A 17,623-nucleotide genomic window follows, 5' to 3' on the forward strand; every position below is an offset into this window, starting at 1 on the left:
GGATTGCATAAGTGTTACAATATATGAAATCCGGGGAAGGTCAATGACAACACATGCAAAGCACTCAAAAATCAGTGGAGTAAATCCACCATGAGTGTATGGAATTTTTCGTGTTCGCTCCACTGCGGAAAGTGGCATGAGTGCTCAAACCAGTGAAACTGCTTTTCCGTCTGTATGGTATCATAGTATTCTTTTGCAAGCGCGGATGAGACGTGGACGTCGTGACGCCCCTCCACGAATATGACAGGCGCCCCATATTCAGTCCGGCCTTCAAAATTAACCTCCATAAGCTCAGGCCACAGCCGTTTAATTGCCTGCAGGCTGCCCTTCTGGCGCCGTATTAAATCAGGAATCGAATAATACCTGGAAAATAGGAACGGTGTCACCAGGGGATTATAATTTGTCCTGCCATAGAGGGAGCCTCCGTGTTTTACAACCTGTTTTGTCACGAAAAGCAGATCGTCCAGCCAGTTTTCACCGGTGTAGGTGCAGTCCGCCTTTTTCAGCCGCGCAAGAGCTTTTTTACCGGCGTGTGCGGCGGCGAACTCGTAGCCCGTGCGGCTGGCTTTTTTCATGTTTACCACCTGGCCGCATCCGACATAGGCGCGTACCTTCTCCGGATGCTTCTCCGTATAGGTAAGCCCCAGGACGCTTCCCCAGGAATGTCCGACGAGATAAAGCTTTTCCTGACGGTAACGTTCGGTTAAGAGTGTCACCAGCGCATGGAGATCCTCGAGAAAGGTAGCGATGGTGACGGTGCTGTCTCCGAAATCGTAATAGGATTTACCTGCCCCGCGCTGCTCCCATACGACGACGGTAAAGTGCTTCTCCAGCTCGCTGTTGTATTTCAGAACTATCGGCAGCGCGGCGTCTCCGGGGCCGCCGTGAAGATAGAGAAGAAGGGGCAGATGATCTCTTTCAGCCCGGATTGATACGTACTGCGGTACTCCGTTAAGGGTGATGGTGGTCTGGTGGTTGATTGGCATAGGGGCCTCCTTCGACATTAAATTGCAGAATTTATGGCTGTGAACTGCAACGCTGTAACCGGTACTGCTTTCATTATAGTGAATTGGGATTGACATTATATGTTTAAAGATACTATTATAATAATATATAATATTAAAGAAGCGCTGCCGATTGTACGGTTGACCCCATGAAAACAGCTTAATCAAAAATGACCGCTTGTTTTCTCAGGACAGGGCGGTTATTTTGTGATTATGATTGCCTTCTGTGGCAGAGCCAAGTCCAAAAGCTGTCAGTAAGAGACTAAGAGCAGCGATCAGACCTTCAAGTGTCAGCAATGGCAATATTATTATAACAAACCATGGTACAGAAAACAACATAAAAAAGTAACAGGCAGCTGCTCCGGGAATCCTTCCTGAGAGCAGCTGCCTGTTTTAAAAACATGTATTCACTAAATAATTAAACGTTTATTTAACCCTTCACACTCTTCCTCTCATGCAGTTTCACCGAAACCTCCGTCTTAATCATCACCTTCGTCTCCCCCGCGATCTTCTGCAGGAGTCTTAGAACGGCCAGTTCACCGAGGCGTTTCTTTGGAACCTCCATGGTTGTGAGCGGCGGTTCGAGGAAATCACAGATCGGGGTATCGTCGAAGCCGACGATGGAGATGTCTTCCGGGATCTTGTAGCCGAATTCCTTAAAGGCCCGCATGGCACCGGCGGCGATTAGATCGTTGTCGGCAAAGTAGGCCGGGGCAACCGGTGGTTTTTCGCGGAGAATCTCCGACATATCCGTGTAAGCACCCTCCATGGAAGGCGTCAGCCTGTGGACGTAGGGGTGGCTGGTGGGGAGGTCGTGGTGGCGCAGCGCCTTGTAATAACCATCCGCCCGCTCCTCAAAGTTGCCGATGGGATAGGAGGAACGCAGGTAGCCGATTTCTCCCAGGCCCTTGTCGATTAAGTAGTTGGTGGCCAGGTATGCACCCTGCACATTGTTGATCAGGACGGAATCGCAGTCCAGCTCTTCAAAGTACGTATCCAGCACCACCATAGGCACCTTCAGCCTGGTAAATGGCTGGAAGTACTCCACATCCATCTCCGTGCCCAGCAGGAGGATTCCCTGGCAGTTCTTCTCCGAGAGCTCCTGAATCTGCGCGCCGATATCTTTATTTTCATAAAAATAAGTAATCTGAAGTTCGAATCCCTTTCCCTTGCAGGCCTGTTCGATTCCCTCCGTCAGCTGGGAGAAGAACGGCGTATCTGCGACGACGGTTCCGTGCTTTTTGTAAATGACATACAGGATACTGCCTTTTTCCTCGGCGGTATCCCATTTTTTTGAAAAATCGTAACCGTATTCCCTGGCGGCATCCAGGACCAGGTTTCTGGTCTTTTCGCTGATGCCCGGTTTGCGGTTTAATACCATGGAAACCGTAGCTGCCGATATATTTAACTTCTGAGCCAGCTCCTTCGCTGAAATTGACATACTTGGCCCTCCTCTGACACAAATATCAAACGCATAAAAACTGTTTAAAAATAAAAAAGTACTGTTTACTTAATCATACAGGAATTAGTTAAATTCGTCAATAGATAGTTCCTATATAATTTAAAGAAAATTAAGTTAAATTCAATTGACATTTCAAATAAGATTTAATATAATTAAGTTAATAATAAAGATAGAATTTAATATAATTCAATTGAGATTTAAAAGGAGGAAACGTATGTTATCACTGAAACTGGGGTTTGCGCCTACAAGAAGAAGCATATTCAGCGCTCCGGATGCGTTAAAGTTTGCCGGGTTAACAAAGAAACGTCTGGAAGAGCTGGGGGTAGAATTTGTCGGTCTCGACGGGATCAATGAAGAGGGGCTGCTATACGATGACGGCGATCTCGACGCCATTGTGAAACGTTTTGAGGAGGCAGGTGTTGACGGACTGTTTCTTCCTCACTGTAATTTTGGAACAGAATACGTCTGTGCAAGGCTCGCAAAGCGTTTGAATGTTCCGGTTCTCTTATGGGGACCAAGGGATGAGAGGCCGGATGAGAATGGAATCCGTTTAAGGGACAGCCAGTGCGGTTTATTTGCTACCGGAAAAGTCCTGCGCAGATTCGGGGTGCCGTTTACCTATTTAACAAACTGCCGTCTGGAGGATCCGGAATTCGAGGGCGGAATTCGTAACTTCCTGGCGGTCTGCAACGTGGTGAAGGTATTCCGCCATACGAGAATTCTTCAGATCGGGCCGAGACCCTTTGATTTCTGGTCCACCATGTGCAACGAAGGGGAACTGCTGGAGAAATTTCAGATTCAGTTATCCCCGATTCCGATTCCGGAGCTGACCGCCGAGATGAAGCGGGCGAAGGAGGAGGGCGTGGAGGTGCAGGCTGTGATGGACGACTGCAGAACCGGCATGTGCGTCAAGATCAAAGATGGGGAACTGGAAAATGTAGCCGCCCTCAAGGTAGCGATGAAACGCCTGACCGAAAAGTACGGCTGCAACGCGGTCGCAATTCAGTGCTGGAACGCGCTTCAGAGCGAGATCGGAATCATGCCCTGCGCGGCCAATTCCTTATTAAATGAAGAAGGAATTCCCGTTGTCTGTGAGACCGATATTCATGGAGCGATCACCGCGGTGATGGCGGAAGCGGCGGGGATGGACGAGGCGAGAACCTTCTTTGCGGACTGGACGGTGCGCCATCCGGACAACGAAAACGGGGAGCTGCTTCAGCACTGCGGCCCGTGGCCGATCTCCGTGGCGAAGGAAAAACCAACCATCGGCTACCCTCTGGCCTTCGACTATCCGGGGGCAGTGGAGGCCGAAGCGAAGCACGGTGAGATGACCCTTTGCCGCTTCGACGGCGACAACGGAGAGTATTCCCTGCTTCTTGGAAATGCCAGGGGCATCGAGGGACCATACACGAAAGGCACGTATGTGTGGGTGGAGGTAGAGGATTTAAAACGCCTCGAGAACAAGCTGGTCTGCGGCCCGTATATCCATCACTGTGTGGGAATCCACAAAGACGTAGTGCCTGTATTATATGAGGCATGCAAATACATAGGAGTCACCCCGGATTTATATGATCCCATCGAGGAAGAGGTAAAAGCGGCGATCTACAGTCCGTCCGGCAGGTGAATGGGGTAAGTAAATCAGAGCGAATTGCAGCATATCAGAACAAGGGGTAAATGGAATGAATGAAAATCTAAAGGCGCTGTCCTACGCGCTTCGTAAAAATGTACTGGACATGGTATACAGGGCAAAAACCGGCCATATCGGCGGAGATTTCAGCGTCATGGAAATCCTGGTAAGCCTGTACCTGAAGGAAATGAACATCAGCCCGGAAAACCAGGATGATCCTGACCGGGATTACTTCGTGATGAGCAAGGGCCATTCCGTGGAGGCCTACTATTCGGTTCTGGCAGCGAAGGGATTTCTGGATATCGATGACGTCATCCGGAATTTTTCCACATTCGGTTCAAAGTATATCGGCCATCCCAACAACAAGCTGCCGGGCATCGAGATGAATTCCGGTTCCCTGGGACACGGACTGCCTGTGTGCGTGGGCATAGCAAAAGCGTGCCAGATGGACGGCCGGCCGAGCCGCGTCTACACGGTTATGGGAGACGGAGAGCTGGCGGAAGGTTCCGTCTGGGAAGGCGTCATGGCAGCTTCCCAGTACCGTCTGGATAACTTGTGCGCCGTAGTCGACAGAAACCGGCTTCAGATCTCCGGTTCCACGGAGGAGGTCATGCACCACGACGATCTTGCGGCCCGTTTCGCGGCATTTGGCTGGAACGTTTTAAGTGTGGCAGGCAATGAGATCGACGCCCTTCTGGACGCATTTGAAGCAGCGAGGGAGACAAAGGGATGCCCTACCGTAGTGATCGCCAATACCACGAAGGGATGCGGCGTCTCTTTCATGGAAAACAGTGCCGGGTGGCATCACAAGGTGCCGGATGCCAAACAGTATCAGGCGGCTGTAAAAGAGTTGAGTGAGCGGGAGTTACGGTCGCTCAGCGCGCATAACAAGGAGGCTTAGTGCTATGAATAAAATACCAAACCGACAGGTAATCTGTGACGTGCTGATGGAGCATGCGAAGACCGACCGGGACATCGTCGTGCTGTGCAGTGATTCCAGGGGAAGCGCCTCCATGACGCCATTTACGGAAGGCTATCCGGAACAGTTTGTGGAGACCGGAATTGCGGAACAGGATTTAGTCGGCATTTCCGCAGGCATGGCCAGGGCGGGGAAAAAACCGTATGCCGCATCTCCGGCCTGCTTCTTAAGCACCAGGAGCTATGAACAGGCTAAGGTGGATGTGGCATACTCCAACACCAATGTGAAGCTGATCGGAATCAGCGGAGGAATCAGCTACGGAGCATTGGGAATGAGCCACCATTCGGCCCAGGATTTTGCGGCCATGTGCGCGATTCCGAATATGAGAGTCTATGTGCCCAGCGACCGCCATCAGACGAGAAAACTGATGGAGTCTCTGGTATCGGATGAGAAGCCGGCCTATATCCGCGTGGGAAGAAATCCGGTGGAAGATATATACGAGGAAGACTGTGTTCCATTTGAGATGGACCGCGCAACTGTGATCAGCGAGGGAACCGATCTGGCGATCATTGCGTGCGGGGAGATGGTCCGGCCCGCCATGCAGGCGGCGGAACTGTTAAAGGAAAGAGGAATATCCGCCGCGGTTCTCGACATGTACTGCTTAAAGCCCCTTGATGAAAAAGCGGTGATCGCCGCGGCAGAGGGGGTGAAGGCGGTAATCACAGTGGAGGAGCATGCACCGTTCGGCGGTCTGGGCGCCATGGTCAGCCAGGTGCTGGCCAAAAACTGTCCGAGAAAAATGGATATCCTCGCGCTGCCGGATGCCCCGGTGATTACGGGAACCTCGAAGGAAGTATTTGACTATTACGGCCTGAACGCAGAAGGTATTGCGAAAAAGGCGATGGAGCTGTTGGAATGAAACAAAAATTTATCATAGGAATAGACCAGAGCACCCAGGGAACGAAGGCGATACTGTTCGATGAAAATGGAAACCTGCTTCACCGGACGGACAGGAGCCACGCCCAGCTGATCGATGAACGCGGCTGGGTGGAACACGATCCGGAAGAAATCTACCGGAATACGCTTCTGGTGGTGGAAGAGCTGCTGGGGAAGAGCGGCGTGGACCGCGAAGCCGTGGCCTGCGTGGGAATCAGCAATCAGAGGGAAACCGCTATGGCGTGGAACCGGAATACCGGGAAACCCGTCTATAACGCCATCGTCTGGCAGTGCGCCAGGGGAGAGGAGATATGCAGGCGGATTGCGGTAGGAGCTGTGAGGCAAAAAGACAATCTTAGTGCAGCCGAAGACGTGAGACAGAGAACCGGCCTTAAGCTTTCCCCGTACTTCTCCGCGGCAAAACTGGCCTGGATTATGGAACACGTGGAAGGGGCTGCCGGTCTGGCCGCCCGCGGAGAGCTTTGCTGCGGCACCATGGACAGCTACCTGGTATACCGTCTGACAAAGGGGAAGGAATTCCGCACCGACTATTCCAACGCTTCCAGAACCCAGCTCTTTCATATACGAGATTTAAAATGGGATGAGACGCTGTGCGGAATATTTGGAATTCCTATCGCCTGCCTGCCGGAGGTGACCGATTCCGATGGATATTTCGGAATGACCGATTTTGAGGGAATCCTGCCTGCCGAGGTGCCGATCCACGGCGTGATGGGTGATTCCCACGGCGCGCTGTTCGGCCAGGGCTGTCTCACCCGCGGCATGATGAAAACCACGTACGGCACGGGTTCCTCCATTATGATGAACATCGGAGAGCAGCCGATCTTCTCAGATCTGGGAATTGTCACCTCCCTGGCCTGGAAGACGGGCGGCCGTGTCCAGTACGTGCTGGAAGGAAATATTAACTATACGGGCGCCGTCATCACCTGGATGAAAGATCAGGTGGGCCTTCTGAAGCATGCGGCGGAATCGGAGGAACTGGCCGAAATGGGCAATCCGGCAGACCGCACGTACCTCGTTCCAGCGTTCTCCGGTCTCGGGGCTCCGTACTGGCGCAGCGACGTGTCTGCGGCCTTTGTCGGTATGAGCAGGACCACCGGCCGCGCCGAAATGGTGAAGGCCGGTTTATGCAGCATTGCTTACCAGATCGCAGACATTGTGGCGCTGATGAAGGAAGCGGCCGGAATCGGTGAGGTGGAGCTTCGGGTCGATGGAGGTCCAACAAAAAACAGCTTCCTGATGCAGTTCCAGAGTGATATACTGGATAGCAGAATCAGGGTGCCCGGGGTGGAGGAGCTTTCCGGCCTTGGAGCAGCTTATGCGGCCGGCCTTGGAGCCGGGATTTACGATGAATCCCTGTTTGGAAGGCTTCCGAGCATCCAGTACGCGCCCGCGATGAATCCCGTGGAGCGGAACGAAAAGCTGAAGGGATGGAAGGCGGCCGTGGAAATGGTGCTGAAGCCTTAAGAAGACTATAGCGTGTCTGAGGGAGCAAAGGAGAAACATCATGTTAGAGATCGTAAGAATCTTAATGGATTACGAAAAAGACCCGGCCGGTGTCGAAGAGATGCCCCAGTTTAACTGGGAACTGAAGTCGGATAAACGCGGTGTCGTGCAGAAGGCGTACCAGCTGCAGATTGCAGAAAACCTTGACTTTGATACACCTGTCTACGACAGCGGAGTGACAGAGAGCTGTGAATCCGCCCACATCCGCCCGCTTCACGTGGAACTGAAATCCGCTGTGAATTACGGTGTCCGTGTCCGGGTATGGGCAGGAGCGGGAGATGTCCTCCACGCCGCTTTAGTGGAATGTGAGGAGAGCGCCTGGTGTGAGGGAAGCTTTGTGACAGCCCTGTTAAGCAGCGAGGAGTGGAAGGCGCCATTCGTATCGGCCGAATCCGCGCCCGACTGCCGGGAAGAGTCGAAGGGAACTCTGGTGAGAGGAAGCTTTTCAGTCGGCAGTGGTTTAAAAGAGGCGTATGCGTTTACCACGGCGCTGGGGCTGTACCATTTCTATTTAAATGGAGAAAAGGTGGGAGCGGATGAGATGACGCCCGGATGGACATCCTACCGCCGTCACCTGCTGTACCAGACGTACGATGTCACCAGATGCTTAAGAGAGGGCGTCAACACCGCGGGCGCCATGGTGGGGGCGGGATGGTACAAAGGCGTCATGGGCCTCACGAGATCACGCAATAACTATGGAGACCAGACCGCGTTTGCCATGCAGCTGGTTTTGAGATATGAAGACGGACGGGAAGAGACCGTCTGCACCGGAGACAGTTGGGAGGGGACGGACGCCCCGGTGGTATTTTCTGAAATATACCACGGGGAAACGTATGACGCCTCTCTGGAGCTTCCGGGGTGGTGCGGGGCTGACAGGAATGCCGCAGATCATACGTCCGGCGACTGGCATGCCGTGGAAACAGTCCCGTATGACACCTCGGTCCTGCATGCGCAGGGCGGCGCCAGAGTCCGGGTGATTGACCGGATTCCTGCGAAAGAAGTGTTCGTCACACCCAAAGGGGAGACTGTCATCGATTTTGGACAGAATATGGCAGGAAGAATCCGCGTGACGGCAAGCGGGTTGAAGGACGATGTCATAGAGCTGCGCTGCTTCGAGATTCTGGACACGGAGGGCAATGTCTATCTGGATAACCTGCGGAAGGCCAGAACCACTATGAAGTATATCTTTGGGAGGGACGGCGAGATTTCGTACCACCCGCATTTTACCTATATGGGATTTCGGTATGCCCTGGTGGTCTCGTATCCGGGAACGCCGGAGGCGAAGGCATTTACGGCAGAGACGCTTCACTCCGGGATGGAGCCGGCGGGAGAGATCACCTGTTCCAATCCGCTGTTGAACCAGCTTCATCACAACTATCTCTGGGGGCTGAAGGGTAATTTCTTAGATGTACCGACGGACTGCCCGCAGCGTGACGAGCGGCTGGGATGGACGGGAGACGCTCAGATTTTCTGCCGCACGGCGTGTTATCTGATGAATACCTATACCTTTTATAAGAAATGGCTTTGGGATTTAAAAGCGGATCAGACGCCGGAAGGCGGAGTTCCCCATGTGGTTCCCAACATCGAGGAGGAGCACGCGGAAGGCAACTGGCTTTTGAAGCAGGGACCTCATTCGGCCTCCGCATGGGCGGACGCAGCCGTCATTGTTCCATGGACCATGTATCTGATGTACGGAGATACGGCGATCCTGGAGCGGCAGTACGACAGCATGAGGAAATGGATCGAGTTCATGAGGGAGCACTCCGAGGATTATATCTGGAATTACAAGCTTCAGCTGGGCGACTGGGTGGCGCTGGACGCCGAGGAAGGAAGCTTCTTCGGGGCTACGCCGACCGACCTGACCTCCACGGCCTATTTTGCCTATTCCACAGGATTGTTTGCCAGAATCGCCGGAATTCTGAAGAAGGATGAAGCGGCGGAGTATGAGGACTTATACGGGCATATCGTGAAGAAGTTCCAGGACACCTTTTTCGACGGGAACGGCAGCTTAAAGGCCCAGACGCAGACCGCCCATATCGTGGCACTTTACTTCGGACTGGTGCCGGAAGGCAGGACTGAACAGACCGTAAACGGGTTAAAACGTCTTTTGGATAAAGAAGACGGCCATCTCGTAACCGGTTTTATCGGAACGCCGTATTTCTGCCACGCCTTAAGCCGGAATGGATGCTTAAAGGAGGCTTACGACCTGCTCTTAAAGGAAGATTACCCTTCGTGGCTGTATCAGGTGAAGATGGGGGCGACCACCATCTGGGAGCACTGGGATGGGATTAAGCCGGACGGAACCATGTGGAGCCCGGGAATGAATTCCTTTAATCACTATGCTTACGGAGCCATCGGCGAGTGGATGTACCGCGTTATGGCTGGAATAGAGACAGATGAGGCCGCTTTCACAGGGGCGGGCTTTAAACATGCGGTGATCTGGCCGCGCATGGGCGGAGGCTTAAGCTATACCGATGCCAGGCATGAGACCATCTACGGCACGATCCGCGTGCGCTGGGAGATGGAGGGAAACCGGATCACCTTATTGGCAGATATCCCGGCCAACACCGGAGCGGCCATACGTCTTGACCGTGCGCAGCGCGTGGTGGAAGACGACGGATTGTGCTTTAGACCTGGGGATGGATATATGGAGGCGGAAGCCGGGTCCGGGACGTATCGGATTGTGTTTGAATTTGAAAATTTTGCCGGGGCATTTTCGTGATTTCAATCGTGAGTTAACCGGCAAGGTTTGTTCCGGATTCGCTTTTGCAACATGTAAATATATGTGTCTGTCGACACGGTTCTTAAAAAATCCATTGTCAGTTTCCTGACTGTAACATAGTAAATCATCTTAAATAGCCAGACATATTTTTACACAAAAACAGAACACACATTCGAGAATCCTGTTGCATAATTCACATACATATGGTATAATTGATTTATGGAAAAAGTATATGAAATATCAGAGAAAACAAAATTAACATATGGTCGTGGATATGTATATTCTTTACAGTACCATCTTATCTGGTGTACCAAATATCGGAAGAAGGTATTAACAGATGGAATCGATATTCAATGTAAGGAGATGCTGACAGAACTGGCGGACCAGTATTCTTTTCAGATCCTGGCGATGGAGGTTATGCCGGATCACATTCATCTGCTCCTGGACTGCCGCCCGCAGTTCATGATATCAGACATGGTCAAAATCATGAAGGGAAATCTGGCCAGAAGGCTGTTTTTAGACCATCCGGAATTAAAGAAACAGCTGTGGGGAGGACATCTCTGGAATCCATCTTACTGCGCAGTGACTGTCAGTGACCGAAGCCATGAACAGGTAAAGTGCTATATTGATTCACAAAAAGAACGGTAACAGGAGAAATAGGATGAACAGGGCTTATATGAATAAAACTGCCTGTAATAACGACTGCAATCGAATCCTTAAGCAGGAGCAGCCATGGCTTAAGCAGGTGGATAAATTTGCCCTGACCAATGCCATCTATGCGTTGGATGCTGCTTACCAGAGATTTTTCGGGAAACAGGGCGGCTATCCCAGATTCAAGAGCAGGCATCACAGCCGTATGTCCTACACTACGAACTATACGAATGGAAATATTGCCATACTGGATGGAGCAGTCAGGCTGCCAAAGCTCGGAAAGGTCAAAGCAATTGTCCACAGGGCAGCACCGGAAGACTGGCGTCTGAAACAGGCCACGGTATCAAGGGAAGGTGACGGCAGTTATTATGTGTCAGTCCTTTACGGGTATGAGGCCGTGATTATGCCGCAGGCAGTTAATCCAGAGCAGGTGATTGGTCTGGACTATAAATCGGACGGATTATATATGGATTCAGAAGGCAGGTGTTGCGGTATGCCTCATTATTATAGAAAGAACCAGAAGAAGCTGACAAAGGCGCAGAGGAAGCTGAAAGCGAAGCAGCTGCAGTCAGTAAATTACCGGAAACAGCAGAAAAAAATTGCCCGGGTTGCAAAAAAGGCAGCCAATCAGAGAAAGGATTATCTGCACAAAAAATCAACTGAGATAGCCAAACAGTACGATTTAGTGTGTGTGGAAGACTTAAATATGAGGGCGCTGGCAAATAGAAAGTTCGGAAACGGAAAAGCGACCATGGATAACGGGTATGGATCATTTCTTATCATGCTAAAGTACAAACTTGAGTCCAAAGGAAAGCGTCTGATTCGCATCGAAAAGTGGTATGCGTCCACGAAGACCTGCAGCAGTTGTGGAAAGGTAAAGAAGATGCCGTTATCGGTACACCGTTATGAATGCAGCTGTGGAATGAGCATGGACAGAGATTTAAATGCAGCAATCAACATCAGAAACAGAGGGTATGAGATATATCGAAAAGCAGCATAGAAGTGATCATAAACTGTAGGGCCGGGACGGTCCGAACAGTATAATCTACGCCTGTGGAGCTGGCATAAGACCTGTTAATAGAAGGGCAATCGGCGCTGAAACAGGAAGCTCGTGTATTTATACATGAGTAAGTTCACATATAGCAGGAAAAACAGAGTGAACATACTGGGAGGGCAAGGCAGCCCTGGTATGTTCACTCTGTTTTATTTTGCGTTGAAATACAGGACCTTTCTGCTTGATATGTAATAAATGAATAAAAAGGAAAAATGATATGAAGAATTATATACAAATTAACTAAAAGTGTATTGACTGTTGATAAGTTTTGTAGTATTATCAGTAATAGTAATAGAAATAATATTAAAAAGGGTATGGAGGTAAGCAATGACAAAGAGGGAGCGGGTAATCACTGCAATTCAGGGGGGTGAGGCCGATTATGTTTCGACTGGCTTTTCTCTGCATTTTCCTGCAGAACGCGCATTTGGAAAGGAGGCTGTAACGTCACATCTGGAGTTCTTTGAAAGGACTGATACGGATATTCTGAAGATTATGAACGAGAATCTCGTTCCGGATATCGGAGAGATACGGGTTCCGGAGGACTGGAATAAGATTCCGTCGTATTCCTTAAAAGACACCTTTGTGCAGGATCAGATTCATCTGGTAGATGAGATTCTTCAAAAGTGTGATCCCAGTGCTTTCAAATTAGGCACCATTCACGGGATCTGCGCTTCGGCAATCCATCCAATTGAAGCGAGATACGGATACGAGGCTGTCAGAGAACTGTTCTGCACTCACATCAGGGAAAATAAGAAACCAGTAATCGAGGCATTTAAGCGAATAACCGATGGCATGTGCCAGTTGTCCCAGAAGTACATCGAGATGGGACTTGACGGTGTCTATTATGCGGCTTTAGGCGGAGAGAAGCATTACTTTACGGACGACGAGTTTGCAGAGTGTATAGAACCGTATGACAAGCAGATTTTACGTGCAGTGAAAGAAGCGGATGGGTACACATTTCTGCATATGTGTAAAAACAATCTGAATATGAACCGGTATGCGACGTATGGCGATTTAGCCGATGTCGTGAACTGGGGAGTTTATGAAACGGGATTTTCTCTTGAAGAGGGGAGACAGTTATTTCCGAACGCCGCTGTCATGGGGGGACTGGCGAATCGAAGTGGTGTCATGGTAGATGGTACCGGAGAGCAGCTCGCAGAGGCAGCAAAAAAAGTTGTTATGGATTTTGGAAAAAAGGGTTTCATCATGGGGGCTGACTGTACCCTTCCAACAGAGATTCCATATGAAAGGATTAAGATAATTGTAGACGCAGTAAGAAGCATTTAAAAGGAGAAGAATGTTATGAGAAGAAGAGGCGCAGCAACTTTATTAATGGTTTCCATGGCAGCATCATTACTGGCGGGATGCGGAGCAAAAGAAAGCAGTCAGCCGACTACGGCAGCGGTCCAGGATACGAAGGCAGCTGAGAGCAAAACGGCAGAGAAGGAGGAGACAGAGAAGGCAGCAGAAGCTACAGTATTTCCGAAAGGAACTGTAACCTTTTACATGAACGGCAATCCTCAGTACAGACAGCAGTATTTTGAGACGTGGCTCGATAATCACAGGGATATTGCACCGGAAGTTTCTGTAGAGTTCGTGCAGGTGGAGAGCAACGCGGATGCCAGAGAAAAAATTACGATGACTTCCCTGGCGGGGGCGGTGGAGGACCTGCCTGATGCGGTGTTCTTAGACAGGCTGAATCTGATGGATTTGGTGCAGGCAGGATTACTGGTTGATGAGACCGGCTTTTTGGAGCCGTTTGTAGAGAAAATGGTTGACGGCGCTGTTACAGACGGCATGGTAAGCGGCAGAATGTACGGACTCCCGGATTCCGTGAGGCCGCAGCTGCTGATGTATAACAAAGAGATTTTCGATAAGTACGGCGTAGATCCGGAACAGATGTCTACGATGGATGGCTATATTGAGGCGGGTAGACAGCTGAAAGAAAAAAGCAGCGGTGAGGTTTACTTATCCTGGATAGGCTCTAATAATATGACCTGGAAGTGCTGGGGAAGGCGCGGACTCATGCCGCAGGCGAATGCGAAGGTCTGGGACGATGACGGAAATGTCATTATAGGCAGCGATGAAGGGACAAAGACAGCCCTGGGTGCATTGGATACCATGTATTCGGAGGGCCTTCTGATGCGTGTGGAGATGTATGATCCCGCGTTGTACGATGCGGTCAACAGCCAGAAGATCGCTACCTTTGATATTGGCGCCTACTGGGACGAGTTTATGAGACAGAACTGCCAGGCCGTAGCGGGACAGTGGAGAATTATGTCGGCGCCGGTATTTGACAGTGTAGGCAGGGCGGGTGCCCCTGTATCCAGTTATTTATGCGTGCTTGAAAAGGGAAAAGACGGCGTTTATAAGGAACTGGTAGAACAGATGTGGAAAGATTTCACCTTTGATAAAGAATCAAAGGAAGCATGGGTTAAATCGATGGAAGAGCAGAATGCGCCGTATACGAACCCGATTTCCTTAGAGCTTTTAGAGGACGATTTCTGGAAGGAGCCTTCTGATTATTATGGAGGACAGTCTTTCCGTGAATGGGAGGCCCTGACTCTTAAAAATGGTGCAGATAATATGGTTGTAACGCCGCAGGATGCGGAGGGAGACGAGATCATTTCCGCCGAAATTGAAAAATATGTAGCTGGAGACCAGACGATGGAAGAAGCAATTGCCAATATGGATAAAAATCTGAATGCTAAGATTGGAAAAGCTGAGATTGTAAAATAACTTCTATTGCAGCAGAGGGAGATATGACGGCAGACGGCTAATTCTGCTGTCATATCTTTATAGGTGAGAAGATGATTAAGACGATAAAAAAATATAAAGCCCCTTATTTATTTATACTCCCATTTTTTATTCTGTTTTTAGTATTTCAGTTAATTCCCACGGTATGGACTTTTTACATAAGCCTTACGAAATGGAGAGGAATCGGAGCACCGGAATTTGTGGGGCTGGATAATTTCAGAAAGATGCTGATCGACGGCATGTTCTGGGAAGCTCTGTGGAATACGGTAGTGTATTGGCTCACCGGTCTTGTGCTTATCTTATTTCTTGCGATTCTGATAGCCTCCCTGCTGAACAGTCAGCTGCTAAAGGGAAAGGCGTTTTTTAAGACGGCCACTTTCCTGCCGAATATCTGCGCGGCTGTAGCGATGGGGTTGATCTTCAGAATGCTGTTCGATGAGAATGTCGGTTTAGTCAACGAGGTGTTGGGAAAGAAGATTCCCTGGCTGGCCAGTACAGCGTATTCGAAAATACCGGTAATCCTCCTGATCGTCTGGAGAAATACCCCATGGTATACCATGATTGTATTATCGGGGCTTCTGAATATATCGCCGGATTACTATGAAGCTGCCACTGTAGACGGGGCCAATACCTATCAGAAATTTGTTTATATTACGCTGCCTTCCATTAGCAATATTCTGTTGTTCTGTTCCATTACTCTGACCGTGGACATGTGGAAAATATTTAATGAACCTTATATTCTTCCAGGTCCGGGAACGTCCAATACATCGCTGTTCCAGTACATGTATGAATCGGGCTTTAATGTATTTAACATGGGCTATGCGTCGGCGATCGGTGTTATATTGATTGTATTGCTGACCATCATATCACTGGTGCAGTTCATCGTCAGAAAAGGAGGCAGAGAGACCGTATCATGAAAAATACAGGAAAGAAAAAATGGCAGTCCTTCATGGTTCACGCGATTTTGATCGTTATCACAGCTTTCTGCCTGTTTCCGATCTTATGGATGTGCCTGATCTCATTTAAGAGTACATCGGAAAGCATGACAGGATTTCATTCTCTGTGGATCGAGCATCCAACCTTGTCCAACTTTAAAAGGCTGTTCGAGCTGATCCCGATCGCCCAGAATACGTTTAACAGTGTGTTCACTACGGTGGCAGGAACCCTGACCTCACTGTTTTTCTGTGCCCTGGCCGGTTTTGCATTTTCGAAGTATCGTTTTCCAGGAAGAAAATTCTTATTCTATTTTATTATTGCGACAATGCTGGTTCCGGTGGAAGTCGGCGCGGTTCCCCTGTTTATTATAATGAGAAAATTAAATCTGGTAAACAGCTTATGGTCCCTGATTGTGCCAAGAATAGCCACCGCAATTGGAATCTTTTATATGAATCAGTATATCTCAGATGTGCCGGACGAACTGGTGGAGGCTGCCAAAATTGATGGCTGCAATGATTTTGGGATCTTTATGAAGGTGGTGGTACCTATTATTAAACCGGCCCTGGCTTCGTGGGGGGCGGTCACATTAATTTCCAGATGGAACGATTTCTTCTGGCCGCTGCTTTATCTGCGGAAACAGGCCAAATACACGTTGATTGTGACGATATCGCTGCTCCCGATCAGTGAAGGGCTTTCCACTCCGTGGCCGGTAATCCTGGCTGGAACGACGCTCATCATTATTCCTATCATAATTTTATACATTATTCTGGAACGATTCCAAAAGGGAGGCAGTTTTGCAGGAGCTGTAAAGGGTTAAAAAAGCCGGAGAACGGACTGTCAGATAAAAATGGAGAAAAAGCTATGGGAAAAATAAATCGAATTGAAGTGCTTCAGAAACAGATGAGAGAAAAAGGGATAGAGGCCGCTCTGATCGAGAACCGGAGAAACCGAGAGTATCTGGTTTATGCAGATATTTGGGAAGGCAGTATGCTGATCACTCAGGAGGAAGCAGTACTGTTAGTGGATTTCCGCTATTATGAGATGGCGTCATTATCAGTCCGGGACTGCGAGGTACGGCTGTGTAAGAATATCGAAGAAGCTATGAGACAGATCGTAAAAGACTGGAAGCTGTCCTCTGTCTGCTGCGAAAAGAATATATCTCATCAAAGGTATCTGTATTTAAAAGAAGTTCTGGAGGGGATTTGTCTCGACGATACGTACTGTATGGATTCCATCATTAAGGAAAATCGGAAACGAAAAGATGAATACGAATTATCCTGTCTGAGGACAGCTCAGGAAATCACGGACCGTGCATACGAGTATATTTTAACATGCGTAAAAAAGGGCATGAAAGAGTCTGAAATACGGATTGAACTGGGAAGCTTCATGATCCGGCAGGGATCGGAGAATTTCGATATCGGCTATATATCATCATCCGGAAGCAAAACCTCACTGCCGCATGGCGGGACCGGAGATAAGGTGGTGGAATCCGGTGATTTGATTATGATTGATTTTGGGGCGGTAATCGGAGGCTATCATTCTGATTGTACCAGAACATTTGCGGTAGGGAGCGCCACGGACCGTCAAAAAGAAATTTATGAAATTGTGCGAAGGGCCCAGGAAAAAGCGCTGATCAGTATCCATCCGGGAGTCAGAGGCTGTGATATTGACCACATAGCCAGAGATTATATTAACGAAAGCGGATATCAGGGCTGCTTTGAACACGGATTAGGTCACAGCATAGGTCTGGAGGGCCATGAAAACCCGAGATTTAATGAAACCTGTCAGGAAATAATCTGTCCGAATGTGGTGATGACCGTGGAACCGGGGATCTATCTGGAACATGATTTTGGAATTAGAATTGAAGATATGGGAGTTATAACAGAGACTGGTTTTGAAAATTTCACGAAGGCCTCAAAGGAATTTGCCATTATATAAACTTGTTATTATTCCTGCTATTGTGGTATATTTAGTACAGAAATTCCGAGAGGCAGGACTGCCAGCAGGAAAAGGACAACAGAGAGGAAACAA

Annotated in this window: 14 protein-coding genes; 12 read left to right on the forward strand and 2 right to left on the reverse strand. The window is 49.4% G+C overall.

Annotated elements, in window-relative coordinates:
• Nucleotides 1–71 precede the first annotated feature (71 nt).
• Together M1L66_RS06665 and M1L66_RS06670 are read right to left on the reverse strand one after the other, a co-directional pair.
• Complete coding sequence (locus M1L66_RS06665; protein WP_434691638.1) at nt 72–986, reverse strand: alpha/beta fold hydrolase; 915 nt, start codon at nt 984–986, stop codon at nt 72–74.
• A 448-nt stretch (nt 987–1,434) separates the two neighbouring features.
• Nucleotides 1,435–2,445 (reverse strand): LacI family DNA-binding transcriptional regulator, encoded by a 1,011-nt coding sequence (locus M1L66_RS06670; protein WP_002601247.1) that lies wholly within the window; start codon nt 2,443–2,445, stop codon nt 1,435–1,437.
• Nucleotides 2,446–2,680: 235 nt separating this feature from the next.
• Between M1L66_RS06670 and M1L66_RS06675 the strand changes: the two genes are divergently transcribed.
• The 12 genes from M1L66_RS06675 (at nt 2,681) to M1L66_RS06730 (ending at nt 17,530) form a co-directional block, all read left to right on the forward strand.
• Nucleotides 2,681–4,090: an L-fucose/L-arabinose isomerase family protein gene (locus tag M1L66_RS06675; protein ID WP_434691641.1), complete on the forward strand. Its 1,410-nt coding sequence runs from the start codon at nt 2,681–2,683 to the stop codon at nt 4,088–4,090.
• Nucleotides 4,091–4,145: 55 nt separating this feature from the next.
• Entirely contained in the window at nt 4,146–4,994 is an 849-nt protein-coding gene (locus M1L66_RS06680) for a transketolase (RefSeq protein WP_002601245.1), read from the forward strand.
• Nucleotides 4,995–4,998: 4 nt separating this feature from the next.
• Entirely contained in the window at nt 4,999–5,931 is a 933-nt protein-coding gene (locus tag M1L66_RS06685) for a transketolase family protein (protein WP_434691644.1), read from the forward strand.
• Nucleotides 5,928–7,433 carry an FGGY-family carbohydrate kinase gene (locus tag M1L66_RS06690; protein WP_434691646.1) on the forward strand — a complete coding sequence of 502 codons (1,506 nt, stop codon included), beginning with the start codon at nt 5,928–5,930 and terminating at the stop codon, nt 7,431–7,433. Before M1L66_RS06685 ends, M1L66_RS06690 begins: the two co-directional genes overlap by 4 nt.
• A gap of 40 nt (nt 7,434–7,473) precedes the next feature.
• A complete protein-coding gene (locus tag M1L66_RS06695) occupies nt 7,474–10,194 on the forward strand; it encodes a family 78 glycoside hydrolase catalytic domain (RefSeq protein ID WP_434691649.1) in 2,721 nt (906 codons plus the stop codon).
• 219 nt (nt 10,195–10,413) lie between these two features.
• Complete coding sequence (gene tnpA / locus M1L66_RS06700) at nt 10,414–10,842, forward strand: IS200/IS605 family transposase (RefSeq protein WP_187022461.1); 429 nt, start codon at nt 10,414–10,416, stop codon at nt 10,840–10,842.
• Between the two features lie 13 nt (nt 10,843–10,855).
• Entirely contained in the window at nt 10,856–11,845 is a 990-nt protein-coding gene (locus M1L66_RS06705; RefSeq protein WP_434691652.1) for an RNA-guided endonuclease TnpB family protein, read from the forward strand.
• A 381-nt stretch (nt 11,846–12,226) separates the two neighbouring features.
• Entirely contained in the window at nt 12,227–13,186 is a 960-nt protein-coding gene (locus M1L66_RS06710; RefSeq protein ID WP_434691654.1) for a uroporphyrinogen decarboxylase family protein, read from the forward strand.
• Nucleotides 13,187–13,201: 15 nt separating this feature from the next.
• Entirely contained in the window at nt 13,202–14,638 is a 1,437-nt protein-coding gene (locus tag M1L66_RS06715) for an ABC transporter substrate-binding protein (RefSeq protein ID WP_434691657.1), read from the forward strand.
• 71 nt (nt 14,639–14,709) lie between these two features.
• The gene (locus tag M1L66_RS06720) at nt 14,710–15,573 is read left to right on the forward strand and encodes a carbohydrate ABC transporter permease (protein WP_025530464.1); all 864 of its coding nucleotides are present in this window, start codon (nt 14,710–14,712) and stop codon (nt 15,571–15,573) included.
• Entirely contained in the window at nt 15,570–16,409 is an 840-nt protein-coding gene (locus M1L66_RS06725) for a carbohydrate ABC transporter permease (RefSeq protein ID WP_110325130.1), read from the forward strand. Before M1L66_RS06720 ends, M1L66_RS06725 begins: the two co-directional genes overlap by 4 nt.
• Before the next feature lie 44 nt (nt 16,410–16,453).
• Nucleotides 16,454–17,530, forward strand: a complete 1,077-nt coding sequence (locus M1L66_RS06730; protein WP_434691661.1) for a M24 family metallopeptidase — start codon at nt 16,454–16,456, stop codon at nt 17,528–17,530.
• The last annotated feature ends 93 nt before the right edge of the window (nt 17,531–17,623 follow it).

The organism is Hungatella sp. SB206, from assembly GCF_051132295.1.
Lineage (GTDB): Bacteria > Bacillota > Clostridia > Lachnospirales > Lachnospiraceae > Hungatella > Hungatella effluvii.